19 protein-coding genes are annotated in these 22,774 nt (G+C 73.6%); 8 read left to right on the forward strand and 11 right to left on the reverse strand.

Going from position 1 to position 22,774, the window contains the following annotated elements; genetic code table 11:
• Nucleotide 1 precedes the first annotated feature (1 nt).
• From HUT12_RS05255 to HUT12_RS05265, 3 genes are read right to left on the reverse strand one after another with little or no spacing between them, the layout of a single operon-like run.
• On the reverse strand, nucleotides 2–886 hold the full coding sequence (locus HUT12_RS05255; protein ID WP_176092673.1) for an ABC transporter permease: 885 nt from the start codon (nucleotides 884–886) through the stop codon (nucleotides 2–4).
• Nucleotides 886–1,896 carry an ABC transporter permease gene (locus HUT12_RS05260; protein ID WP_131054863.1) on the reverse strand — a complete coding sequence of 337 codons (1,011 nt, stop codon included), beginning with the start codon at nucleotides 1,894–1,896 and terminating at the stop codon, nucleotides 886–888. The genes HUT12_RS05255 and HUT12_RS05260 overlap by 1 nt, the downstream gene beginning before the upstream one ends.
• A gap of 18 nt (nucleotides 1,897–1,914) precedes the next feature.
• Nucleotides 1,915–3,570: an ABC transporter substrate-binding protein gene (locus HUT12_RS05265; RefSeq protein ID WP_176092674.1), complete on the reverse strand. Its 1,656-nt coding sequence runs from the start codon at nucleotides 3,568–3,570 to the stop codon at nucleotides 1,915–1,917.
• 325 nt (nucleotides 3,571–3,895) lie between these two features.
• Between HUT12_RS05265 and HUT12_RS05270 the strand changes: the two genes are divergently transcribed.
• On the forward strand, nucleotides 3,896–5,011 hold the full coding sequence (locus tag HUT12_RS05270; protein WP_176092675.1) for an alkene reductase: 1,116 nt from the start codon (nucleotides 3,896–3,898) through the stop codon (nucleotides 5,009–5,011).
• Nucleotides 4,981–5,286, forward strand: a complete 306-nt coding sequence (locus tag HUT12_RS05275) for an antibiotic biosynthesis monooxygenase (RefSeq protein WP_131054866.1) — start codon at nucleotides 4,981–4,983, stop codon at nucleotides 5,284–5,286. Before HUT12_RS05270 ends, HUT12_RS05275 begins: the two co-directional genes overlap by 31 nt.
• 49 nt (nucleotides 5,287–5,335) lie before the next feature.
• On the opposite strand, the gene HUT12_RS05280 is transcribed toward HUT12_RS05275, so the two are convergent.
• On the reverse strand, nucleotides 5,336–6,124 hold the full coding sequence (locus HUT12_RS05280) for an SDR family NAD(P)-dependent oxidoreductase (RefSeq protein ID WP_176092676.1): 789 nt from the start codon (nucleotides 6,122–6,124) through the stop codon (nucleotides 5,336–5,338).
• Between the two features lie 26 nt (nucleotides 6,125–6,150).
• Nucleotides 6,151–7,143: a zinc-binding dehydrogenase gene (locus HUT12_RS05285; protein WP_254876723.1), complete on the reverse strand. Its 993-nt coding sequence runs from the start codon at nucleotides 7,141–7,143 to the stop codon at nucleotides 6,151–6,153.
• Nucleotides 7,144–7,268: 125 nt separating this feature from the next.
• Between HUT12_RS05285 and HUT12_RS05290 the strand changes: the two genes are divergently transcribed.
• Complete coding sequence (locus tag HUT12_RS05290; RefSeq protein ID WP_176092677.1) at nucleotides 7,269–8,648, forward strand: BTAD domain-containing putative transcriptional regulator; 1,380 nt, start codon at nucleotides 7,269–7,271, stop codon at nucleotides 8,646–8,648.
• Here the strand turns inward: HUT12_RS05290 and HUT12_RS05295 are convergent.
• From HUT12_RS05295 to HUT12_RS05305, 3 genes are all read right to left on the reverse strand, one after another.
• Nucleotides 8,625–10,238 carry an FAD-dependent oxidoreductase gene (locus HUT12_RS05295; RefSeq protein WP_131053976.1) on the reverse strand — a complete coding sequence of 538 codons (1,614 nt, stop codon included), beginning with the start codon at nucleotides 10,236–10,238 and terminating at the stop codon, nucleotides 8,625–8,627. The two genes, HUT12_RS05290 and HUT12_RS05295, sit on opposite strands and share 24 nt — an antisense overlap.
• On the reverse strand, nucleotides 10,235–11,212 hold the full coding sequence (locus tag HUT12_RS05300; protein WP_131053975.1) for a zinc-binding dehydrogenase: 978 nt from the start codon (nucleotides 11,210–11,212) through the stop codon (nucleotides 10,235–10,237). The genes HUT12_RS05295 and HUT12_RS05300 overlap by 4 nt, the downstream gene beginning before the upstream one ends.
• Nucleotides 11,213–11,306: 94 nt before the next feature.
• Nucleotides 11,307–12,803 carry a DHA2 family efflux MFS transporter permease subunit gene (locus HUT12_RS05305; protein ID WP_176092678.1) on the reverse strand — a complete coding sequence of 499 codons (1,497 nt, stop codon included), beginning with the start codon at nucleotides 12,801–12,803 and terminating at the stop codon, nucleotides 11,307–11,309.
• A 199-nt stretch (nucleotides 12,804–13,002) separates the two neighbouring features.
• On the opposite strand from HUT12_RS05305, the gene HUT12_RS05310 reads away from it, so the two are divergent.
• The 5 genes from HUT12_RS05310 to HUT12_RS05330 all read left to right on the forward strand — a co-directional run bounded on the left by HUT12_RS05310 (nucleotide 13,003) and on the right by HUT12_RS05330 (nucleotide 19,923).
• The gene (locus tag HUT12_RS05310) at nucleotides 13,003–13,461 is read left to right on the forward strand and encodes a MarR family winged helix-turn-helix transcriptional regulator (protein WP_131053973.1); all 459 of its coding nucleotides are present in this window, start codon (nucleotides 13,003–13,005) and stop codon (nucleotides 13,459–13,461) included.
• Nucleotides 13,462–13,477: 16 nt separating this feature from the next.
• A complete protein-coding gene (locus tag HUT12_RS05315; protein WP_176092679.1) occupies nucleotides 13,478–14,509 on the forward strand; it encodes an LLM class flavin-dependent oxidoreductase in 1,032 nt (343 codons plus the stop codon).
• 77 nt (nucleotides 14,510–14,586) lie between these two features.
• Nucleotides 14,587–17,679 carry a BTAD domain-containing putative transcriptional regulator gene (locus tag HUT12_RS05320; RefSeq protein ID WP_176092680.1) on the forward strand — a complete coding sequence of 1,031 codons (3,093 nt, stop codon included), beginning with the start codon at nucleotides 14,587–14,589 and terminating at the stop codon, nucleotides 17,677–17,679.
• A 42-nt stretch (nucleotides 17,680–17,721) separates the two neighbouring features.
• Nucleotides 17,722–18,888, forward strand: coding sequence for an amidohydrolase family protein (locus HUT12_RS05325; protein WP_176092681.1), 1,167 nt, complete (start codon nucleotides 17,722–17,724; stop codon nucleotides 18,886–18,888).
• An 84-nt stretch (nucleotides 18,889–18,972) separates the two neighbouring features.
• Entirely contained in the window at nucleotides 18,973–19,923 is a 951-nt protein-coding gene (locus tag HUT12_RS05330) for an aromatase/cyclase (protein ID WP_176092682.1), read from the forward strand.
• 73 nt (nucleotides 19,924–19,996) lie between these two features.
• On the opposite strand, the gene HUT12_RS05335 is transcribed toward HUT12_RS05330, so the two are convergent.
• Genes HUT12_RS05335 through HUT12_RS05345 form a run of 3 tightly spaced genes read right to left on the reverse strand, consistent with a single transcriptional unit; the run spans nucleotide 19,997 to nucleotide 22,768 of the window.
• Nucleotides 19,997–20,260, reverse strand: a complete 264-nt coding sequence (locus HUT12_RS05335) for an acyl carrier protein (protein ID WP_176092683.1) — start codon at nucleotides 20,258–20,260, stop codon at nucleotides 19,997–19,999.
• A gap of 31 nt (nucleotides 20,261–20,291) precedes the next feature.
• A complete protein-coding gene (locus tag HUT12_RS05340) occupies nucleotides 20,292–21,503 on the reverse strand; it encodes a ketosynthase chain-length factor (RefSeq protein ID WP_176092684.1) in 1,212 nt (403 codons plus the stop codon).
• The gene (locus tag HUT12_RS05345; protein ID WP_131057750.1) at nucleotides 21,500–22,768 is read right to left on the reverse strand and encodes a beta-ketoacyl synthase; all 1,269 of its coding nucleotides are present in this window, start codon (nucleotides 22,766–22,768) and stop codon (nucleotides 21,500–21,502) included. Before HUT12_RS05345 ends, HUT12_RS05340 begins: the two co-directional genes overlap by 4 nt.
• Between the last annotated feature and the right edge of the window lie 6 nt (nucleotides 22,769–22,774).

The raw sequence follows: 22,774 nt of genomic DNA on the forward strand, positions 1-22,774 counted from the left end.
GTTACCGCCGCTTCGCGTTCGCGCGTTCCTGCAGGCCCTCGCCGAGCAGGCTGAACCCCAGCACGGAGACGAACAGGGCCAGGCCGGGCGGCACACTGGTCCACCACCGGCCGCCGACCACGTCCGGGGCACCGAGGCTGATCATGGCGCCCCACTCGGCCTCCGGGATGCTGACGCCCAGCCCGAGGAAGGAGAGCCCGGCCAGGGTGAGCATCGCCCAGCCGCAGTTCAGCGGCGCGATCGTCCGGACCGGGGTGAGGCTGTTGGGCAGCAGGTGCCGCCAGAGGATGCCGGTCGTCGAGGCCCCGGAGGTCACCGCGGCGTCGACGAAGGGCAGTTCCCGCTGGGTGCGTACCTCGGCGCGGACCAATCGGGCGTACGCGGGGGCGTTCACCGCCGCGATGGTGATGATGAGGTTGACCGTCCCGTTGCCGAGCAGGGCCGCCACCGCCAGGGCCAGGATGAAGGTGGGGAACGCCTGGAAGATGTCGACGATCCGCATGAGCACGTCGTCGATCCAGCCGCCCCGGTAACCGGCCACCAGGCCGAGCAGCGTGCCGACCACCACCGCCAGGGCCACCGCGGCGACCGCGATGCCCAGGTCCAGCCGGGCCGCGTGCAGCACCCGGCTCCAGATGTCCATGCCGTTGGTGTCGGTGCCGAGCAGGTGCGCGCCGCCGGGCGCGGCCAGGGTGGCGTTCGGGTCGACCTCGGTCGCGCCCCAGGAGGAGAGCAGCGGCGCGGCCAGGGCGGCCAGCGCGACCACGGCCAGGATGGTCGCGCCCGTGATGATCAGGATGCGGGAGAAGCGGTCGTCCCGACTGCCGGTGACGATCACCGCGTCGGCGCCGGCGTCCCCGGGGCCGACACCGCGCAGGTCTGCCATCAGATCCTCACTCTCGGGTCGAGGATCGCGTGGACCACGTCGGCGATGAGGAACACCAGCACGTAGCAGAGCGCGATCACCACAACGGACGCCTGCACCACCGGGTAGTCCCGGTACAGCAGGCCGCGCAGCGCCCACTGGCCGAAGCCCTGCCAGGAGAAGACGTACTCGACCAGGACGGTCGAGCCGATGGCGGTGCCGAAGACCAACGCGGCCAGGGCCGGCAGCCGCAGCAGCGTGGAGCGCAGCAGGTAGCCGTAGAGCAGGGTCCGTTGCGGCAGCCCGTGCGCCGCCGCCGCGGTGTACGCCTCGGAGTTGAGCACCTCCAGCGCCGACGCCCGGACGCTGCGCAGCAGCGGTGCCATCACGCCGACGACCAGGGTCAGCACCGGCAAGGCCAGGTACGCGGCGGCGCTGGCCAGCGCCGGTCCGTTCCCGGTGAGCGCGGCGTCGACGAGGCCGGCGCCGGTCAGCGGGGTCAGGTTCGTGTCCGGGTCGACCCGTCCGCTGGGCGCCGGGAACCAGCCCAGCATGCTGTAGCCGACCAGCACGAGCACCAGGCCCAGCCAGAACTCCGGGATGGAGTTGCCGACCAGGGCGAAGATCCGGACGCCGTGGTCGCCGAGACTGTTGGCGCGCCGGGCCGACCAGACCCCCAGCACGGTCGCCACCACCAGCGCGATGGAGACCGCGATGACCACCAGCTCCAGGGTGGGTCCGATCCGCAGCGCCATCTCCGCGCCGACCGAACCGCCGCTCTGGATGGACGTGCCGAAGTCGCCGGTGACCAGCCCACCGAGGTAGTCGAGGAACTGCCGCCACAGCGGCTGGTCCAACCCGAACCGGGCGCGGGCCGCCTCGGCGTCCGCCTCGCTGGCGTTCTGGCCGAGGATGCTGCGGACCGGGTCGCCGGGCAGCACCCGGACGATGAGGAAGGTCAGGACGACCACCCCGAGCAACACCGGGATGAGCTGGAGCAGCCGCCTGACGACGAAACGAAGGATTCGCATGAAGGGAGCCGGCCGCGCCTAGGCCGACCTGGTCAGGTAGCGCAACCGGGCGAGGCCGTCCATCGGCTGCACCCAGCCGGCCACCGCCTCACGGACCGGGAGGTTGAAGTTGGGCTGGCAGATCACCACCCACGGCACGTCCTCGGCGAGGATCTGCTGGACCCGCTGCCACAGCGCGTTGCGGGCGGCCTCCTCGACGGTGGTGTGCGACCGCTCGTAGATCTGCTCGATCTCGGCGTTCGTGTAGTTCGAGTAGTTGAGGTTCGCGCCCTTCACGAAGCTCGTCGCGAGCATGTACTCGACGTCGTTGACCCAGAGCTGCCCGGAGGTGAGCTGGAGCGGGATGTTCTTGCGAGTCCGCCGCTCACCGAGGGTCGCCGGGTCCAGCGGGGTCAGCTTGAGGTTGATGCCGGCCTTCGCCGCCTCGCTCTGCACCTGCACCGCGATGCGCTGCTGCTCCTCGTTGTCGGCCTCGAAGACCAGTTCCGACTCGACCGAGGCCCGACCGGCGGCGTTCAACGCGGCGCGGGCCCGGTCCACGTCGTGGGTGAACGGGTAGCCACTCTCGTCGTACCCGGGCATGTCCAGCGGCACCGGGCTCTTGGCGGCACGGGCGTCACCGCCGTACACGTTGTTGATGATCTGCTCGTACGGCACCGCCCAGGCCAGGGCCTTGCGGACGTCGACGTTGTCGAACGGCGCCGAGGTGACCGACATCTGGATCGCGACCTGGCGGTTGCTGGCCGCCGAGATCACCTTGACGCCGTCGGTGCTGCGCAGGTCCTCGATGTCGCGCTGGCTGACGCCGAGGGCGATGTCGATGTCACCGGCCTGGAGTTGCAGCCGCTGGTTCGAGGCGGCGGGCACCACGGAGATCCGGATGGTCGGCGTCTTGGGCGCGTCCGGACCCGGGTAGCCGGTGTTCGCCGCCAGCTCGATCTCCTGCCCCTGGGTGGCCTTGGCGACGTTGTAGTAGCCGCCGGTGGGGGCGTTCTTGGCGAACCACTCCTTGGCCCACGGGTCGTCGGCGGTGGCGTGCTTCTTGGCCTCCTCCGAGTCGAAGACGTACAGCGAGATCGCCTGGATCTGCCGGGTCAGCGCGCTGGGGAACGCCTGGTGGAACTCGACGGTGTAGTCGTCGACGACCTTGACCTGGTCGGCCTCGGTCAGGCCGATGGTGCGGTAGATGCCGGCCACGTTCGCCTGGGCGGCGAAGGCGCGGTCCTTGGACCACTTCACGTCGGCGGCCGTCATCTCGTTGCCGCTGGCGAACGTGACGCCCCGGCGCAGCTTCAAGGTCCAGACCTTCTGCTCCGCGTCCGGCTCGAAGGACTCGGCGAAGGTCGGGGTGACGTTCTGGGTGTCGAGGATCTGGCTGTCACCGGCGGTGGTGACGCCGTAGTCGATCATGTAGGGGAAGACGTTCTTGAACATCATCAGCGCGGTCAGGTCGAAGCCGACGAAGTCCTGATCCCAGCTGGACAGGTAGCTCGACACCGCGATCCGCAGCGTGCTGGCGGTCTGACCGCCGGACGTCGAGTCGTCCGAGTTCGAGTCGCTGTTCGCGGCGCAGGCGCCGGTGGCGAGCAGGAGCGCGAAACTGCCGCCCAGTTGCAGCACCCCGCGACGGGAGAAGGCGGGCGAGGAGGAGCCCACACCAGGTGTACGTGCCATGAAGTAGTCCTCCTAGAACTACGAGGCGGACGGGCCGCGCAGCGGACCCACTCGTGTTCTATCGGATTAAGTGGAAGTGAACAAGACCCCCAACCCTGTTCACGACCGAACTCCCGAAATTGTCAGCCAGACCCGGCCGAACGGCTGATGAAGTGCGGCGCAAGTGTTCACACAAGTTCACACAACTGATACGTACGGCTGTTCACCGCACCCCGCCCACCGGGTAACAGGGCCGGTCGACGCGCCCGACCCTGTAGCCAGGCTCCACGGACCCTCCAGCCCCCCGGGCGAGCATCAGGCACCACCCAGCGAGGAGGTTGCCCCGATGCCGACGCTCTTCGATCCGGTCCGGCTGGGTCGCCTACGGCTGCCCAGCCGGATCGTGATGGCCCCGATGGGCCGCGGACGTGCCACCCGGGACGGGACTCCCCTGCCCTACGTGGCCGACTACTACGCGCAGCGGGCCGAGGCCGGACTCATCGTCAGCGAGGCGACCAACCCGGCCCCCCGGGCGGTGGGCCACGCGTACAGCGTGCAGTGGCACACCCCCGCGCAGACCCAGGCGTGGACGGCGGTGGCCCGGGCCGTCCACGACGCCGGTGGCCGCATCGTGCTCCAGATCATGCACGCCGGACGAATCGGTCATCCGGCCCTGTACGGGCACCGGCCGCTGGCGCCGTCGCCGGTGCCGGCGGCCGGGCTGGCCCGGACGTTCGACGGGCCGAAGGAACACCCTGAGCCGCGGGAGATGACACCGGCCGACATCACCGACGCGATCGAGGACGTCGTGCGGTGCGCCGAGACGGCCGTCGCCGCCGGATTCGACGGCGTGGAGCTGCACGGCGCCAACGGCTACCTGGTCCACCAGTTCCTGTCGTCGGTCACCAACCGCCGCACCGACGAGTACGGCGGCGCACCGCACCGACGGGTGCGCTTCGCCGTCGAACTGGTCGAGGCGGTCGGCGCGGCGGTCGGCGCGGACCGGGTCGGACTGCGGCTGTCGCCCGGCTTCGGGCTCAACGACATGAGCGAGCCGGACGCCGCCGAGGTGTACCCCGCCCTGCTCCAGGCGCTGCGACCGCTCGACCTGGCGTACCTGCACCTGGTGCACGGCTCCGACCGGGACCTGACCCGGGTCGTCCGGGCCCGGTGGGACGGGGCGGTGGTGCTCAACCCGGGCACCGGCCACCTCGGGCCGGAGGCCACCCGGGCGGCGGTGGCCGACGCCCTGGCCGCCGGCTTCGACGCGCTCGCCTTCGGCAAGCAGTTCCTCGCCAACCCCGACCTGCCCCGCCGTCTGGCCGACGGCACCGCGTTCAACCCGCCGGACCCGACGACCTTCTATCAGGGCGGTCGCCGGGGCTATCTCGACTACCCCCGCACCGACGACACGGAAGGGAACACCGCGCCATGGTCGTATTCGTCAACAAGCTCACGCTGATCGGCGCCGCCGAGGACCTCGAACGCCACTACGCCAGCGTGGCCGAGTACATGCAGACCCGTCCGGGGCTGATCCGGTACGTGCTGAGCCGCTCGCAGAAGGATCCGTCGACGTACTACAACATCGCCGAGTGGACCGACGAGGAGTCCTTCCGCACGGCGTTGCACGAGCCGGAGTTCCGGACCCGGCTGGACCGGTTGACCGGCATCATCAAGGGCGAACCGCACCTGACCGAGCCGGTCTTCCAGTACGAGGCCGACCGCGTCACCGGTTGATGCACCAGTCCACGGCCGCCGGAGCACGCTCCGGCGGCCGTCGCCTGTGTCAGTAGTTCCCGAGACCGCCGCAGACGTTCAGCGCCTGCCCGGTGAGCGAGGCGGCCGTGTCGGTGACCAGGTAGCCGACCAGCCCGGCCACCTCCTCCGGCGTCGAGTACCGGCCCAGCGGGATCTTCGCCTCGAACCGCTGCCGCACCGCGTCCTCGGTGGTCTGCCAGTGTGCCGCGTACCCCTGACGCACCCGGACCGCCATCGGCGTCTCCACGTACCCGGGGCACACCGCGTTGACGGTGACGCCGGTGCCGGCCAGCTCGAACCCGACCGCCTTGGTGAAGCCGACCACCCCGTGCTTGGAGGCGGTGTACGGCGCCGCGAGCGCGACGCCCTGCTTGCCGGCGGTCGAGGCGATGTTGACGATGCGGCCCCACCCGGCCTCGCGCATGCCGCCGGCCCGCAGCACCTCGCGGGTCACCCGGAACACCGAGGTGAGGTTGGTGGCGAGCACGTCCTCCCAGAGCGTGTCGTCCAGCTCGGCGGTGACGCCCCCGCCGGACCGGCCGGCATTGTTCACCAGCACCGTCACCGGGCCGAACCGCTGCACCGCCCCGGCGACCAGCCGGACAACGTCGTCCGGGGACCGTACGTCGGCCGCGACCCCGTCGACCTCCAGGCCGCGACCGCGCAGCTTGTCGACGACGGTGGCCACCTGCGCCGCGTCGCGGGCACAGAAGTAGACGGCGAAGCCCTGCTCGGCCAGCGTCTCCACGACGGCCAGCCCGATCCCGCTCGTGCCGCCGGTCACCAGCGCCGCGCCGGGACGCTTCGGTGTCGTCATCTCCGTTGTCCTCCTCGATCGGTCCATCACAGGGTGAGTACGACGCGGCCGGTGACCCGGCGCTCCAGCAGGGCCCGCACCGCCGTGGCGGCATCGGTCCAGTCCGCCTGCAACCCGACGTGCGGACGAAGCCGCCCGTCCACCACGAGCCCGAACAGCGTCGCCAGGTCCTCGTCGGCCCCGTGCCGTTCCAGCTCGTCGAGGAGGAACAGGTGCTCCAGGCGTACCCCGGCGCGGGCGTGACCCCAGTCCGGCGGCAGGACCAGGTCGGCGCGCACGGTGTTGCCGAAGACCACCGCCACCCCGCCTCGGCGCAACCGCACGAACGCCTCCCGGAACACCGGCCCGCCGACGCTGTCCACGACGACGTCGACCGCGCCCTGCGGCGGTGCCGCGTATCCGGCGTGCACCCGGTGGCCCCGCTCGGTCAGGTGCCGGCCGCGTTCCGGGGTGCCCACCCAGCCCAGGACGGCGCCGCCGCCGGCCGCCGCCAGGTCCGCCACGAAGCCGCCGACGCCGCCGCTGGCACCGGTCACCAGCACCGCGCGGCCCAGCAGCCATCCGGCGCGCCGCAGCGCGTACAGGGCGGTCAGTCCGGCCACCGGCACCGCCGCCGCGACGGTCGGGGTCACCTCGGCCGGCACCGCCGCGAGCCGGTCGGTGCGCACGGCCGCGAGCTGTGCCCACCCGGTCGAGGCGGCCACGCCCGCGACGGGTGTGCCGACCGGTGGTCCGGTGCCGTCGTCGGCGGCGCGGACCACCGTGCCGGCGACGTCCAACCCGAGCCGGGCGCCGGGTGGCTGCCGGGCGGCGAGCAGAAGGTCCGCGCGGTTCACCGCGACGGCGTGCACCTCGACGAGCGCCTCACCGGGCGCCGGCCGGGGCTCGGGTACGGACTCCAGTCGGAGTCCGTCGGGCTCGTCCGCGGACGTGACCAGTGCTTTCACATCGACCTCCACCGGTACGACGGGTTCCCGCCCTTCGTACCGGCGGGTCCTGGAGTCCTGGTGGAGGGTCACCGGTGAGAGGGGAGTCACTGGGATATGCGTTGCCGGTGCCGCCCGACCCGAGCACCATGTCCGAGGCGGGCGACGGTAGTCGACCTGACACTGTGCGTGCGTTCCGCCGCTCGACGGGGGACTCGGTGACCGACTTTCGCATTCTCGGGCCGCTGCAGGTCACAATCGACGGACGACCGGTGCCGATCGGCGCCCCGAAACAACAGGCACTCCTGGTGACGCTGCTGTGGCGGGTCAACGAGGAGGTGCCGCTGGACGAGCTCTACCCCCGGTTGTGGGGTGACCGCCCACCGGCCCGACCCGCCGCCGCACTGCACGTGCACGTGGCCCGGCTGCGCGCGGTGCTCGGCGACCGGCCCGGAGTGCCGGCGAACTCGCCCCGCCCCCGGGTGCGGTCCCTCGGTGGTGGCTACGCGCTGCGTACCCCGCCGGAGACCGTCGACCTGCACCGGTTCCGCACCTCCGCCCGTAGGGCGGAACAGGCCCGACTCGGCGACGACCCGGCCGGCGAACTCACCCACGTCCGGGCGGCGTTGGCGCAGTGGCAGGAGGATCCGGCGCGACCGTCCACCGTGGAGTCTCTCGCGGTGGTGCCCTCGCTCGCCGAGGAGGTCACCCCGGTGCTGGTCGAGGAGCGGTTACGGCTGCTCGAACGACGCTACGAACTGGAGCTGGCCACCCGGCCGCCCGGTGAACTCGTGGCGGAACTGCGGGCCCTGGTCGTCGCGTACCCGGTGTGCGAACGGCTGTGGTGCCTGCTGGTCACCGCGCTGCAACGTGCCGGTGACCGGGCGGCGGCCCTGGCCGCGTACGAGCGGGCCCGCGCGACACTGCGGACCCGACTGGGGCTGACGCCCGGGCCGGAGCTGGAGGCGGTGTACCGGCGGGTCGCCGGGGACGGCTGGCACACGCACACCGACCTACCGCCGGTCGACGCCGACCGGGAGCCGCGCGGCCCCGGCTGGACGGCCGTCGCCGCCGCGCTGGCCGGTCGGGAGGCCGGCACCGCGCTGCCCCTGGTGTGCCTCGCCGGTCCGCCCGGCCCGGACCGCACCGCCGACGTGGCGGCGCTGGCACGCCGGCTGCGCGCGACGTTCCCGGACGGGCAGTGGTACGTGCGCCTGACCGACCCCGCCGGTCGGCCGTGTGACCCGGCCGAGGTGCTCGCCGGGCTGCTGCGACGCTCCGGTCTGGCCGCCGACGCCGTGCCACGGCACCGCCGGGAACTGGTCACCGCGTACCGGGCCCGGCTCGCCGACCGGCGTGTGCTGCTGGTGCTGGACGACGTCCGCGACGCCGAGCAGGTGTACGACCTGCTGCCGGGCACTTCCCGGTGCGCGGTGCTGACCGTCGGCGACACGGTGGTGCCGGAGCTGGTGGCGCTGCACGGCGCCCGCCCGTTCGCGCCGCAGGCGTGGGGCGGCCCGCCCGCCTCCCGGCACGGTGGGCCCGGGGAGCGTCCGGCCGCCACCGCGCACGTCTCATCGCCGCAACAGGGTCCGTAGCACCTGCTCCAGCCGCGCCTCGGGATCGGGCAACGGGCCCACCGCCCGCCAGGCCACGAAACGGTCCGGCCGCACCAGCGTGGCGCCGTCGGGCCCGATGCCGTAGCGGGCGTCGAACTGGCCGTCCCGGTCGGCGTACTCCCCCGTCGGGCCGATCGTGTGCACGACCAGGGGCACGCCGAGCCGCTCGGCGGCCTGCCTCGCCGGTTCCGCCCAGGCGGCCCCCGCCGACCCGGTCAGCAGCACGAACCCCGTGCCGAACAGTGCCGTCGTCGAGGTGTCGGCGCCGTCCGGGCCGGTGAGCGGCAGGAAGGGCGCCCGCGATCCGGGCCGGCCGGTCGCCGTGGTCGGGTCCTCCACGAGCGTGCCGTCGTCGCCGGGTTCGAGCAGGACCGCACCGGCCGGGTACCGGTAGCCGAAGGCGAGCACGGCCGGTGGCAGCGGGGCGGGCACGCTGTCGTCGCGCAGCTCCGGCGCCACCCGCTCGACCAGGTTGGCGAACTGCTGCTCGACGAGCAGCCGGGCGTACGGCCCCCGTTCGGCCTGGTACGTCGAGAGCAGGTCGGGCCCCGCCCAGCCCTGGACCACGGCGGCGAGCCGCCAGCCCAGGTACCACCCGTCCATGATCGCCGTGTTGCCGCCGAGCCCGCCGGTCGGCGGCATCACGTGGGCGGCGTCGCCGGCCAGCAGCACCCGCTCCACCTGGAACCGTTCGGCGACCGCGCAGGCGATCGAGGTCTCGCCGTACTCGGTGATGTCCATCGGCAGGTCCGCGTCGAGTCCCAGGTCGACGGTGATCTGCCGGGCGATCGCTTCCCGGGACCGGTGCCAGCCCTCCGGCAGCTCCGGGGTGAGGTTGCGGAAGTAGCCGTACAGGCCGGGGATCTCGGTGTTGAACAGCACCGCCCGGTTGACGTGGAAGGCCGCGAACCGGGAGCCGTCGGCGGCACCGGGCGTGTGCGCCAGCGGCTCGCTGAGGTCGGCCTTGAACAGCACCCGCAGGACCTGCCCCACCACGCCACGCCCCTGCAGGGGTACGCCGAGCGACTCCCGCACCGGGCTGCGCCAGCCGTCGGCCGCGACCAGGTACGGCGCCCGCACCCGGTGACGCGTACCGGTCTCGGTCTCCTCCAGGAACGCGGTCACACCGTCGTCGTCCTGCGCCAGGCCGAGCAGCCGGGTGCCGAAGCGCACCTCGGCGCCGAGGTCACGGGCCCGCTCGGCGAGAGCGGCCTCCGCACCGGACTGGCTGGCCGTCCCCCACTCCTCGGGCGACACGTGCCGCATGGTCAGCTCCCGGCCGCTGACCAGCGTCCTGGTGACCGGGCCGCCCAGTCGGGGCGCGAGCACCATGGAGAACTCGGTACGGTCCGGACGGCTCAGGTCGCGGATCCGGTCCACCAGGCCGGCCACCCGCAGCGCCTCCATGGTGTGCGGGTACTGACCGGTCGCCTTGACCCCGGTCGACGTGCCGGCGCGGCGCTCCACGACCAGGGGACGCACCCCGTGCAGGCTCGCGAAGATGGCGGTGCTCAGACCGGCCGGGCCGGCACCGACCACCACCAGCGGCCGGTGCTCGACGGCGGTCACGGGACCAGCACCACGCGGCCGAGCTGGCGACGGTCCTCGATGAGCCGGTGTGCCTGCGCCGCCTCCTCCAGGGGCAGGACCGCGTGCACCGCCACCCGCAGCCGGCCGTCCCGGACCAGCTCGGTCAGCTCCCGCTGATGGCGTTCCGCCTCCTCGGGGGCGGCGGCGAGCCAGGCGTCGAACGCGGTGCCCACGATGCTCTTGAGACCGAGCAAATCGGTCAGGGCGACCCGCGCCACGTCGCCGTCGGCGCCCGCGAATCCGTAGTAGACCAGACGGCCGAGCGGTTTCAGCAACGCGAGGCTGGGTGCGAACACCGGCCCTTCGACGCTGTCCAGGACCACGTCCACTCCGGCGCCACCGGTCGCCGCCCGCACCTGCTCGGCCCAGTCCGGTGCGGTGTAGTCGACCACGACGTCGGCACCGTGGTCGCGGACGAACGCCGCCTTCTCCGGCGAGCCGACCGTGCCGATCACGGTCCCGGCGCCGCGCAGCTTCGCCAGTTGGGTCACCAGGTGCCCGATCGCCCCGGCGGCGGCGTGCACGAGCACCGACTCGCCGGGGGCGAGCCGGCCGACGCTGAGCACGTTCGCGGCGACCTGGGCGGTCGAGGCGAGCGCGGTGGCGACCGGCGCCGACACGTCGTCGGGTACGGCGACGGCCTGCCCGTCGGTGACGAGGACGTGGTCGGCGTACGCGTCGGCCACGCCCCAGGCGGCCAGCCGGTCGCCGACCGCGAAGCGGTGCGCGCCCGGTCCGGCCGCCTCCACCCGGCCCACCACGTCCCCGCGCGGCGCACTGGGCACCGGTGACGGGAACGGTGCGGTGCCGGAGCGCAGCTGGGTCTCGATGAAGTTGACGCCCACGGCCTCGACCCGGACGCGCAACTGGCCCTCGCCGGGCTCCGGCACCGGCACCTTGTCGACGGTCAACACCTCGGGACCGCCGTGCTCGGAGTAACGGATGACGCGCATGCGGGGGCTCCTCTTCCGTCGACCGGCGGCGCGGTGCCGCCACCGCCGGTTCTAGCCGTGGACACTCGCGGCCGGGTCGAGGACGCCCCCAGCGTCAGGCGGGTTGTCGTGGCGCGCGCAGCGGTCCGGGCACGAACGCGGCGGCCAAACCGGCCACGAGCGCGAACCCGACCACGAACCAGTACGTCCGGCCGTACGCCTCGGGGGCGAAGGTCCCGGCGGCGGCGAGACGGTCCTGGAGGGCGACCGCCACCACGGCGATGCCCAGCGCCCCGCCGATCTGGTTGAGGATGAACAGCGCGCTGGTGGCCCGGGGCGCGTCGGCGTCACCGACGGCGAGGTACATGAACGCCATCACGCCCGGCACCGTGAACCCGATCCCGAATCCGCCGACGCCGAACGCGACGGCGGTCACCGTCTGCGACGTGTCCGGTCCGACGCCGGAGAGCACCAGCGCGGCGAGTGCGGCGAGCAGCATGCCGATCGGTGCGGTGGCCCGCGCGGTGAGGCGGGAACCGGTCTTGCCGACGGCGATGGCACCGGCGGCGCCGAGGATGCCGGAGGGGACCATCAGCAGGCCGGCGTGCAGTGCGCCGAACCCGCGCGCCTGCTGGTAGTAGAGCGGGGTGAGGAACAGCAGCGCGTTGGCGACCGCGCCGACGAGCAGCATGGTGACCACCGACGTGGTGAACCCGCGCTTCTGGAACAGCCGTACGTCGATCAGCGGTGCGCTGGTACGCAGGGAGTGCAGCACGTACGCCACGAGCAGGGCCGCGCCGACGACGAAGGCGGTGACCGCCCGCCCGTCACCGAAGTCGCCGCGGTGCGCGGCGGTGACGAGGCCGTAGATCAGCGCGGCGAATCCGGGCGAGAGCAGGGCCAGGCCGAGCAGGTCCAGTTTCGGCGCGGTGGTGTCCCCGGTGGGACCGTCGGCGGGCAGCACACGAAGCGCGAGCACCAGCGCCACCACGCCGACCGGCAGGTTGATGAAGAACATCCACCGCCAGCTGATGTCGTCGACGAAGAAGCCGCCGAGGATCGGGCCGAGCACCGGGCCGACGGTGAGCGGGATCGAGATGAGGCCCATCGCCTTGGTGACGCGGGCGGGGCCGGCGGCGCGGGCGATCAGTGCCTGCACGACCGGGAAGATCATGCCGCCGCCGATCCCCTGGACCACGCGGAACGCGATCAGGCTCTCGGCGGACCAGGCCAGACCGGACAGCAGCGAGCCGAGGGTGAACAGCACGACGGCGAAGATCCACACTCGTCGGCCGCCGAACCGGTCCACCCCCCACCCGGCGACCGGGGTGGCCATCGCGACGGCGAGCAGATAGACCGCGGTGACCCACTGGATGGTGGACAGCGGCGCGTCGAACACCGCGGTCAGGCGCGGCACCGCGACGTTGACGATCGTCTCGTCGAGAAGCGCCATGAGCAGGGCCAGCAGCAGGACCCCGGCCATCTTGAGGAAGGCCGGGTCGAGGCGGTCGTCGGTGACCGGGGTCGGGCCGGTGGGATCGGGCGCGTCGTCGGGTGCCCGCCGCGACGCGGCCCCCTCGGTTGCGGCCAGAGACGGCGTGTCACTGGACATGGTGTGGACCTCCGAGCCGGGTGATCGGGGATTGACGCTGGGATACTACATGCATGTGCACACATTATTCTGGCGCACTTCAGCGTGCCGTACGCGTGTTTCCCTGCCCCGACTCGCAGTCAGGCACGAAAAGAAGATGCTGTTACATTGAATGAGCAGCGACATGTAGGGTAGGGCGGTAGCAGACGAAGGGGGCCCGATGGCGGAGCGACGCGACGGACAGCCCGACCTGCTCGCCCTGTGGCGGCAGCTGACCGTCCTCACCGGTCGACTCGGGCAGACGCTGGACCGACGGCTCACCCGCGACTTCGACCTGACCCTCACCGAGCTGCTCGTGCTCGACGAGCTGACCCGGGGCAACCCTCGGGGCATGCGTATCCAGGACCTCAGCGACGCGGTCGCCCTCGACCAGTCCTCGATGAGCCGCCTGGTCACCCGCCTGACCGCCAAGCAACTCGCGGCCCGGGTGAGCTGCGCGCACGACCGCCGTGGGGTCTACTGCCAGATCACCGAGCCCGGCCTGGAACGGCACGCCCTGGCCGCCCAGGCATGCCGGGCGGAGCTGGCCACCGCACTGGACGCCGCCGCCTTCGACGAGCGCCTGGCCTCCGTCGTCGCGCGGCTCACCCGCCCCGTCGGCCTGCCCGCCGACGCCTGACACGCAGGGAGCACCCGTGCAGCTGTCGATCCTCGACCAGTCGATGATCCCCGAGGGGTCCACTCCGGCCCAGGCCCTGCACCACACTCTCGACCTGGCCCGCGCGGCCGACGCGCTGGGCTATCACCGCTACTGGCTCGCCGAGCACCACGCCACGCCGTCGTTCGCGAGCCCGGCCCCCGAGGTCATGGTGGCCCGGCTCAGCGGTGAGACGAGCGGGATCCGCATCGGCAGCGGCGGCGTGCTGCTGCCGTACTACAGCCCGTTCAAGGTCGCCGAGACCTTCCGGGTGCTGCACGCCCTCGCACCGGGCCGGGTCGACCTCGGCATCGGGCGGGGCGCAGGAGCCAGTTCCCGCGACGCCCGGCTGCTCAACCCGCACCTCTACACCTCCTCCGACGACGCGTTCGGCGACCAGGTCGACGCGGTGCGCGCGTTCCTCGGCGCCGTCGGCGACCAGGGCGGCATCATGCCGTCGGTGGAGGGCACCCCCCAGGTCTGGCTGCTCGGCGCGAGTCCGCCCAGCGCGGCCCTCGCCGGTCGACTCGGGCTGCCGTATTCCTTCGCGCACTTCGGTCGCCCGGAGCTTGTCACCGAGGCGGTGCAGACCTACCGGCGGCATTTCGACCCGCGCACCGGCGGCACCCCCCGGGTGATGGTCGGCATCGGCGTCTACTGCGCGCCGACCCGCGAGGAGGCGGAGCAGATCTTCGCCAGCCAGCGCCTCTTCCGGCACCGGATGTCGCGGGGCGACCTGCGACCCGTGCCCCCCGCCGAGGTGGCGCTCGCCCAGCTACCCGGTCTCGCCGAGGATCTGTCGACCGAGCGCACCGAGTGGCCGCGCTACCTGGTCGACTCCCCCGACGAGGTCGCGCGGCAGCTCACCGCGATGAGCGAGGCGGTGGGCGTGGACGAGTTCGTCGTCCTGTCCACGATCCACGACCACCGGGCCCGGGTGCGCTCGTACGCGCTTCTGGCCGAGGCCTGCGGCCTGCCCCCGCGCGACGTGCCCCGACGGTCGACGCTCGCCACCCTGCAACCCACATGACGAATATGACCGGCACGCATTTCCCGTCCGGAAACATCGAGGCGCGACGATAGAAGGCCCACCGTCCAGGAGGCCGCGTGACCGCGACAGCCGGAACCGGGCAGACCGCCGACGACGAGTACCGCGTCCTGGGACCCCTGGTCGCGACGCTCTCCGGCTGCCCGGTGCCGGTCACCGCCCCGAAGCAACGCGTCTTCCTCGCGGCGCTGCTGCTGCGGGCGAACACCTGGGTCGGCGCGCCGGAACTGGTCGGCGCGGCGTGGCACGACCGACCCCCGGAGAACCCCCGGGCCGCCCTCCACGTGCACCTCTCCCGGCTGCGCGCCCTCTTCGCCGGCATCCGCCCCGACGTGCCCGCGCCGATCGAGACCCGACCGGGCGCGTACCGCATCGTCGTACCGCCCGGGTCACTGGACCTGCACCGCTACCGCGAGGCGGCGACACGGGCCCGGGAGGCACGACGCGCCGGACGGCCGGACGTCGAAATGTACTGGGTGCGGCAGGCGCTGGCGGAGTGGCGCGGGGAACCACTCGCCCTGGTGCCGTCGGTACGCATCCGGCAGGAGGTGGTCACCGGCCTGGTGACGGATCTGCTGCACCTGACGGAACGACGCTTCGAACTCGAACTGGCCCTGGGTCGGCATGCCGAGGTCGTCGGGGAACTGCGTACCGCCGTCGTCGCGCACCCGCAGCGGGAACGCCTCTGGGCGCAGCTCATGGAGGCGCTCGCCGGCAGCGGTGACCGGGCCGCCGCACTCGCCGCGTACCACCGGGCCCGCGACCGACTGCGCGAGGAGTTCGACGCGACGCCCGGCCTGGAGCTGCGGCAGCGGTACCGACGACTGCTGGCCGAGACCGGCGACGCCGCGCGGCCCCGGACGCCGCAGCGTCGGACCGACCGTCCCGTGGTGGCCGCCCGCAGCGGCTGGCGGGCGCAGTGCCAACTACCCCCGGACGTCGCGGACTTCGCCGGGCGAGGCGACTCCCTCCAGGAGCTGCACGCGGCGCTGCGCGCGACGCCGGGCGGGCCACCGGTGGTCTGCCTGACCGGGGCACCGGGCGTCGGCAAGTCGGCGCTGGCGGTCCGCACCGCACACCGCCTGCGGGACCGGTTCCCCGACGGCCAGTGGTACGTGCACGCCAGTGAGGCCGACGGCGCAGGCCGCGACTGGCCGCAGATCCTCGCCGAACTACTGACCGCCGCCGGAGAGGACCGTCCACCGGCCACCCCGGCCGCCGGGGCCCGCGCGTTGCAGCGCCGCCTCGCCGGTCGCCGGGTACTCATCGTCATCGACGACCTGCACGACGCCTCGGCGCTGCGCGGCCTCTTCCCACTCGCCGCCGACTGCGCGGTCCTCGTCACGCACCGCGGGCGACCGGAGGCCCTCACCTCCTGCCCCGGCGTCCGGGTCGTCGCTCTCGACGTGCTCTCCCCCGCCGAGTCGGCGGCGCTGCTGACCGTCATGATCGGACCGGACCGGGTCACGCGGGAACGCGCGGCGCTGGCGGCGCTCGTCGACCACTGCGACCGCCTGCCGCTGGCGCTGCGGATCGCCGGGGCCCACCTCGCCACCCATCCGAGCCAGGGCATCGGCGAATTCGTCGAGCTGCTCGGCGCCAACCCGCTCGACGCGCTGAGCCTGCCCGGCAGCCGTCGCGCGGCGGTCCGCACCGCGTTCCACCTCGCCTACACCGCGCTGCCGGCGCGTACCCGGAGGATCTTCCGGCTGCTGGCGCTCGTGCCGGGGGTGTCGCACCGCGCCGAGACCGTCGCGGAGCTGGCCGGCCTACCCGTCGCCACCGCGTCGCACGCACTGGACGAGTTGGTCCGCGCCCAACTCGTCGAGCAGGGCCGGGACGGGGCGGTACGCCTGCACAGCCTGATGGCACGCTACGCCGCCGAGCGGGGCACCGCCGAGGACGCCCCCGCGTACCGCCGGGCGGCGCTGCGCCGGTTGGGCGGGTGGTATCTGCGCACCGCCGACGAGGCGGTCGGGCTGTGCCACCCGGAGGTGGTCCGGGTGCCCGTCACCCCCCGGACCTCGACCTTCGCCGGGCGCCGGGCGGCTCGCGGCTGGCTGGCACGGGAACGCCGCAACCTCGTCGCGGTGGCGGTGCACGCCGCGTCCACGGGGCTGGTGCCGCTGGCGGTCCGGCTGACCGACGTGTTGCGCGGTCCGTGCGGAGCCGACCGGCACCACGCCGACTGGCGGTCGGCCGCCGAGGCGGCGGTCGGCGCGACCGATCCGGCCCGGGCGCCGGTGCACGCCGCGATCGCGCGGCTCAACCTCGGCCTGGCGTTGCAGGGCCTGCACCACCTGGACGCCGCCGAGCCGCACCTGCAACACGCCCGCGACCGGTTGCACCGGCACGGGCCGGCACCGCTGGAGATCGTCGCGCTCACGGCGCTGGCCACGCACCGTCTCCAGCGCCCCCGCAAACGGTTCGACGAGGCCATCCGCCTGCTGCACCGTGGTCTGCGGCTGTGCCGGCGACTCGGTCTGCGGCAGGCGCAGGCGCGCTGCCTGCTGCACCTCGGGATGGCCCATCACGGGCGCGGTGACCTGCGGCTGGCCCGCCGGTACCTGTTGACGGCGGCACGTGTCGGCGACCGCCTCGGTTCCTGCTCGGCCCAGCCGGAGATCCTGGCCCGACTCGGCACGGTCTGCGGCGACCTGGGCGCGCACCGGGAGGCGGCCCGATGGCTGCGTGAGGCGTTGCGGCTCGGGCGGTGCGCCCGGTCGGCGCACTCCGTGGCGCTCGCCTCCTACGGCCTGGCCCGGGTCGGTCGGGCCACCGGTCACCGGGACCGCGCGCACCGGCACGTGGGCCGGGCGATGGCGTTCGCCGAGGAGGGCGGGTACGTGGCACTGCTGGTCAACGGCCGCAACCTGCTGGCCGCGTTGCACCAGGACGGGGGCCGGGCGGATCTGGCGGAGCCGGAGTACCGGCGTGCGTTGCACGAGGCCGAGCGCATCGGCCACCCGCAGGCCCGGTGCGAGGCGCTGACCGGGCTGGCCCTGCTGGCCCAGCGGCGCGGCCACCACCGGGAGGCGCGCGGCCACGTCCGCCAGGCGGCCGGCGCGGCCCGGGCCGCCGCCTCGGCCCGTCTGCAGGCACACGTCCGGCAGGTGAGCGCCGGGCTCCGGCGAACCTCTAGCGCGAGCTGACACGCTGCCCCGGCAACGACCGGCGGCACGCGGAGGAGGCACATGCTCGCGCTACGGACACGGCGACTGTTCGACGGGGTCCGCCCGGTGCCGATGGCGCGACCCACCGTGCTCCTCTCCGGCGGCGTGATCGAGGCGGTCCTGGACGGTCCACCGCCGCGCGGCGCCGAACTGGTCGACCTCGGCGACACGACGCTGCTGCCCGGGCTCGTCGACGCCCACGTCCACCTGGCCTTCGACGCGACGCCGGACACCATGGGCAGTCTCGCAGTCGCCGACGACGACACCCTGCTGGCCCGGATGCGGACCGCCGCCACGGCGACACTCGACGCCGGTGTCACCACCGCCCGTGACCTCGGCGACCGGGGTTACCTGGGGCTCCGGGTCCGGGCCGAGACCGCCGACGCACCGCACCTCGGGCCCCGGCTGCTCGTCGCCGGGCCACCGATCACGTCGTACGGCGGACACTGCTGGTTCCTCGGCGGGGAGGTCGACGGCGTCGACGCGATCCGCGCCGCGGTGCGGCACCGGGCCGAACGCGGTGTCGACGTGGTGAAGGTCGTGGTGACCGGCGGCCAGCTCACCCCCGGTTCACTGCCGCACGAGATGCAGTTCGGGCCGGTGGAGTTGGCCGCGGTCGTGCGGGAGTCACACCGGTACGGGCTGCCGGTCACCGGGCACTGCCATGCCGCCGACGGTGTCGCCGCCGCGGTCTCCGCCGGCTTCGACGGCATCGAACACTGCACGTTCGTCACCGCCGACGGCGTGCACGCGGACCCGGCACTGCTGGCCCGGATGGCGGCGGCCGGGACCCGGATCACGCTCACCCTCGGCACCGTCGGAAACGGGGGCGGCGGTGGCGGCGGTGACCCGCGCCGGGCGGCCGTGCACGCGGCCCTGCGTCGGGTGGCCGGCTCCGGCGTTCCCGTCGCCTGCGCCAGCGACGCCGGCTGCGGGCCGGGCAAGCCCCACGGGTCGTCGCTGGCGTACGGGGTCGAGGCGATGGTGGATCTCGGTGTCCCGCCCACGGCCGCGCTCCGGGCGGTCACCTCCGGCGCCGCGCAGGTCTGCGGCCTCGCCGACCGGGTCGGCCGGATCGCGCCGGGGTACGACGCCGACCTGCTCGCGGTGCACGGTGACCCGACCGTCGAGCCCGGTGCGCTGCGGCGGGTGGCCGCCGTCCTCCGTGCCGGGCAACGGGTGCGGTGACTCTTCCAACGACTCTCCACCCGACGCCGATGGGCGCACGGGAGGCTCGACGGGTACCCCGACCGAGCCGGCAGGAGGTCTCCCGTGTCCGATCCCACCGTCCACACCACACGGCACACCGTCGACGTGAACGCGCCCGTCGACGCGGTGTACCCGATCATCGCCGACGTCACCCGCTGGCCGTACACGTTCGCTCCCACCGTCCACGTCGACCTGCTCGACCGGGACGACGACGGGCCGCAGCAACGTGAACGGCTGCGGCTCTGGGCCACCGCCAACGGGGTGGTGCGCTCCTGGATCTCTCGTCGGACACTGACACCGGCCGAGGGCCGGATCACGTTCCGGCAGGAGGTGTCGGCGGCGCCGGTGGCTTCGATGGGCGGCGAGTGGCTGCTCGAACAACTCGACGGCGGCACCCGGGTCGTCCTGCTGCACGACTACTCCGTCGTGGACGACGATCCCGACGCCGCCGCCTGGGTGGCGCGGGCCGTCGAGCACAACAGCACCGCCGAGCTGGCGGCGCTGCGCGCGGCGGCGGAGTCCGCCGATGACGGCACCCTGCTCTCCTTCGCCGACGAGGTGTACGTGGCCGCCCCGGCACCGGAGGTGTACGACTTCCTGTACCACGCCGACCGCTGGCGGGAGCGGTTGCCACACGTGGCCCGGGTGGAGCTGACCGAGGACGAGCCCGGCGTGCAGATCCTGGAGATGGACACCGTCGCGCCGGACGACAGTGTGCACACCACCCGGTCGGTGCGGGTCTGCTTCCCGTCCGACCGGATCGTCTACAAGCAGACGGTGCTGCCGCCGCTGCTCGCGGCGCACACCGGCACCTGGACGCTGCGCCCCGAGCGCGACGGTGTGGTCGCCACGTCGCACCACACGGTCGTGCTGCGCCCGGACCGGGTCGGCGCGCTGCTCGGCGACTCGGCGACCCTCGCCGACGCCCGGGACCTGGTCCGCCGCTCGCTGGGCACCAACAGCCGTCGCACGTTGGAGCAGGCACGTCGCCACCTGCAACCGGTGGCCGACTGATCGCGAGCTTTGCCGCGCGGCGCAGCGTGACGGGCGCGGCGGGCCGACCGGCCCGCCGCGCCCGTCACGCTGCTCAGACCCCGGTCGCCGTCCGGTTGACGTAGTCCAGCAGCGACCGTGGTGTGTCGCAGCTCTCGACCACCTCGTCCGGCAGCGTCACGGCGTACTCGCGGGAGATCCGGGAGACGGTCTCCAGCAGGGCGAGCGAGTCGAAACCCAGGTCGACGAAGGGGGTGTCCAGGATCTCGCGATCCAGGTCGACGGAGTCGTCCTCGCCGGCCGACGCGCGCAGGATGCGGCGCAGGTCGTCGAGGTGGAGCGGCTGGTCGGCGGTCATGGGCGTCCTTTCGGGTCGGTGTCGGTGCGGGTCACGGGGCGACGCGGCGGAGCACGGCGGCGGCGTTGAAGCCGCCCCGGCCCCGGGCCACCACCAGCACGCGGTGCAGCGGCAGTGACCGGGGCTCGCCGGTGACCAGGTCGATCGGGCAGTCGGGGGCGGGTGCGTCCACCCCGACGGTGTGCGGCGCGACGCCGTCGCGGATGGCGAGCAGCGCGGTGGCGAGATCCAGTGCGGCGGCACCGGCCTGGAGCCGGCCGACCGTGCTCTTGGGCGCGGTGACCGGCACCCGTCGTGGCCCGAACACCTCCGCCAGGTCGGCCGCCTCGGTCCGGTCGGCCACGCGGTCCCCGGCGCCGTCGGCGAAGACCAGGTCCACGTCTGCGGGCGTGATGCCGGCGTCGCGCAACGCGCCGGTGATCGCGCGGCGCAGCCCGGTCGCGGGCACACCCGCCGGGTCGAACGTCGCCGCGTAGCCGGCCAGTTCGCCGTAGACCCGGGCGCCCCGGGCCCGCGCGGACTCCGCGTCCTCCAGCACCAGGTGCGCGCCCCCCTCGCCGGGCACGGCACCGTCGGCGTCCACGTCGAACGGCAGGTACGCCCGACTTGGGTCGTCGCGGGTGCTGAACCCGCCGGTGCTGAGCCAACCGGCGAGGCCGAGCGGGCAGAGTGCGCCGTCGACGCCGCCGGTGAGCACCACCGGGGTGCCCCTACGGATCTGCCGTCGCGCGTGCCCGACCGCGTCGAGCCCGCCCGCGTGGTCGGTCACCAGGGCGGCCCCGGGCCCCCGCAGATTGTGCCGGATCGAGATCTGGCCCGAGTTGACCGCATAGAACCAGGCGAAGGACTGGTAGGCGCTGACGTGGCTGCCGCCCTTGCTCCAGAGGTTCTCCAGTTCCCGCTGCCCGAACTCGAAGCCGCCCATCGAGGAGGCGGTGGCCACGCCGACGTCGTACCGGACGCCCTCGACCGCCGGCACCCCGGCGTCGGTCAGGGCCTGCTCGGCCGCGTACAGGCTCAGTCGGGTCATCCGGTCGGTCTGGGGCAGCAGCCGTCCCGGCAGGTGCTCCTCGGCGACGAAGTCGGGCACCTCACCGGCGAGCCGCAGCGGGTAGCCGGTGGCGTCGAAGCGGGTGATCGACCGGATGCCGCTGTGCCCCCGCACGGTGGCCTGCCAGTACGCCTCGACGTCGAGACCGGTGGGTGCGGCCACGCCGAGGCCGGTGACGACCGGGGCGTTCACGCCGCCCGCCGATCGGGCCGGGCCAGCACCACCGCGCTCTGGAAGCCACCGAATCCGCTGCCGACGCTGAGCACCGTGTCGGTGCGGTGCTCGCGGGCGACGTTCGGCACGTAGTCGAGGTCGCACTCGGGGTCGGGTACGTGCAGGTTGGCCGTGGGCGGCACCAGGTGGTGCTCCATCGCCAGGGCGCAGGCCACCAGTTCCAACGCCCCGATCGCGCCGAGCGAGTGCCCGATCATGGACTTGATCGAGCTGACCGGCACCCGGTGGGCGTGTGCGCCGAGGCTGCGTTTGAAGGCCGCCGTCTCGTGCCGGTCGTTCTGCTTGGTGCTGGACCCGTGGGCGTTGACGTAGTCGACCTGCTCGGGAGCCAGGTGCGCCTCGGCCAGCGCCACCCGGATCGCCTCGGCCATCTCCACGCCGTCGGCGCGCAGCCCGGTCATGTGGTAGCCGTTGCAGCGGCTGCCGAAGCCGGCGACCTCGGCGTACACCGGGGCGCCCCGGCGGCGGGCGTGCTCCAGCTCCTCCAGGACCAGCACTCCGGCGCCCTCGCCGAGCACCAGGCCGTTGCGCGTCGAGTCGAAGGGACGCGACGCGTGTTCCGGGTCGTCGTTGCGCGGGCTGGTGGCCTTGATGGCGTCGAAGCAGGCCAGGGTGATCGGTGAGATCGGCGCGTCGGTGCCGCCGGTGACCACCACGTCGGCGCTGCCCTCACGGATCAGTTCGGCGCCGTGCCCGACCGCGTCGAGGCCGGAGGTGCAGCCGTCGGAGACCAGGGCGACGGGTCCCTGCGCGCCGACGACGTGTGCCACCTCGGCCGCCACCGCGCTGGGCACGAACCAGTCGTAGAGCTGCGGCACCGCGTACGTCGGGTCGACCAGCCAGGAGCGCCCGCCGTCGCTGAGCACGACGTACTCCCGCTCCATGCTGGTGGTGCAGCCGACCGCGCAGCCCAGCGACACCGCCACCCGGTGGCCCTCCTCGCCCGGCAGGTCGAGCCCGCTGTCCGCGACCGCCTCCCGGGCGGCGACCACGGCGAACTGCGTGGCCCGGTCCATCCGCCGGGCCTCCTGTGGACCGAGCCCGGCCTCGACCGGGTCGAAGTCGCACTCGGCGGCGATGCGCGAGCGGTAGGGCGACGGGTCGAAGGCGGTGATGCCCCGGGTTGCGGTGCGGCCTGAGGAGAGCAGGTCCCAGAACTGCTTGACGGTGCTACCACCCGGGGCGACGGCCCCGAGTCCGGTGACGACCACGCGACGGCTCATGCTCCG

This window comes from Verrucosispora sp. NA02020, assembly GCF_013364215.1.
In the GTDB taxonomy this organism is placed as follows: domain Bacteria; phylum Actinomycetota; class Actinomycetes; order Mycobacteriales; family Micromonosporaceae; genus Micromonospora.

Bases quoted from the DNA above. Each gene is read 5' to 3' on its own strand.
- HUT12_RS05345 (WP_131057750.1), bottom strand. From the start codon at position 22,768: ATGAGCCGTCGCGTGGTCGTCACCGGACTCGGGGCCGTCGCCCCGGGT.
- HUT12_RS05255 (WP_176092673.1), bottom strand. From the start codon at position 886: ATGGCAGACCTGCGCGGTGTCGGCCCCGGGGACGCCGGCGCCGACGCG.
- HUT12_RS05300 (WP_131053975.1), bottom strand. From the start codon at position 11,212: ATGCGCGTCATCCGTTACTCCGAGCACGGCGGTCCCGAGGTGTTGACC.
- HUT12_RS05265 (WP_176092674.1), bottom strand. From the start codon at position 3,570: ATGGCACGTACACCTGGTGTGGGCTCCTCCTCGCCCGCCTTCTCCCGT.
- HUT12_RS05275 (WP_131054866.1), top strand. From the start codon at position 4,981: ATGGTCGTATTCGTCAACAAGCTCACGCTGATCGGCGCCGCCGAGGAC.
- HUT12_RS05305 (WP_176092678.1), bottom strand. From the start codon at position 12,803: ATGTCCAGTGACACGCCGTCTCTGGCCGCAACCGAGGGGGCCGCGTCG.
- HUT12_RS05260 (WP_131054863.1), bottom strand. From the start codon at position 1,896: ATGCGAATCCTTCGTTTCGTCGTCAGGCGGCTGCTCCAGCTCATCCCG.
- HUT12_RS05270 (WP_176092675.1), top strand. From the start codon at position 3,896: ATGCCGACGCTCTTCGATCCGGTCCGGCTGGGTCGCCTACGGCTGCCC.
- HUT12_RS05280 (WP_176092676.1), bottom strand. From the start codon at position 6,124: ATGACGACACCGAAGCGTCCCGGCGCGGCGCTGGTGACCGGCGGCACG.
- HUT12_RS05310 (WP_131053973.1), top strand. From the start codon at position 13,003: ATGGCGGAGCGACGCGACGGACAGCCCGACCTGCTCGCCCTGTGGCGG.
- HUT12_RS05335 (WP_176092683.1), bottom strand. From the start codon at position 20,260: ATGACCGCCGACCAGCCGCTCCACCTCGACGACCTGCGCCGCATCCTG.
- HUT12_RS05325 (WP_176092681.1), top strand. From the start codon at position 17,722: ATGCTCGCGCTACGGACACGGCGACTGTTCGACGGGGTCCGCCCGGTG.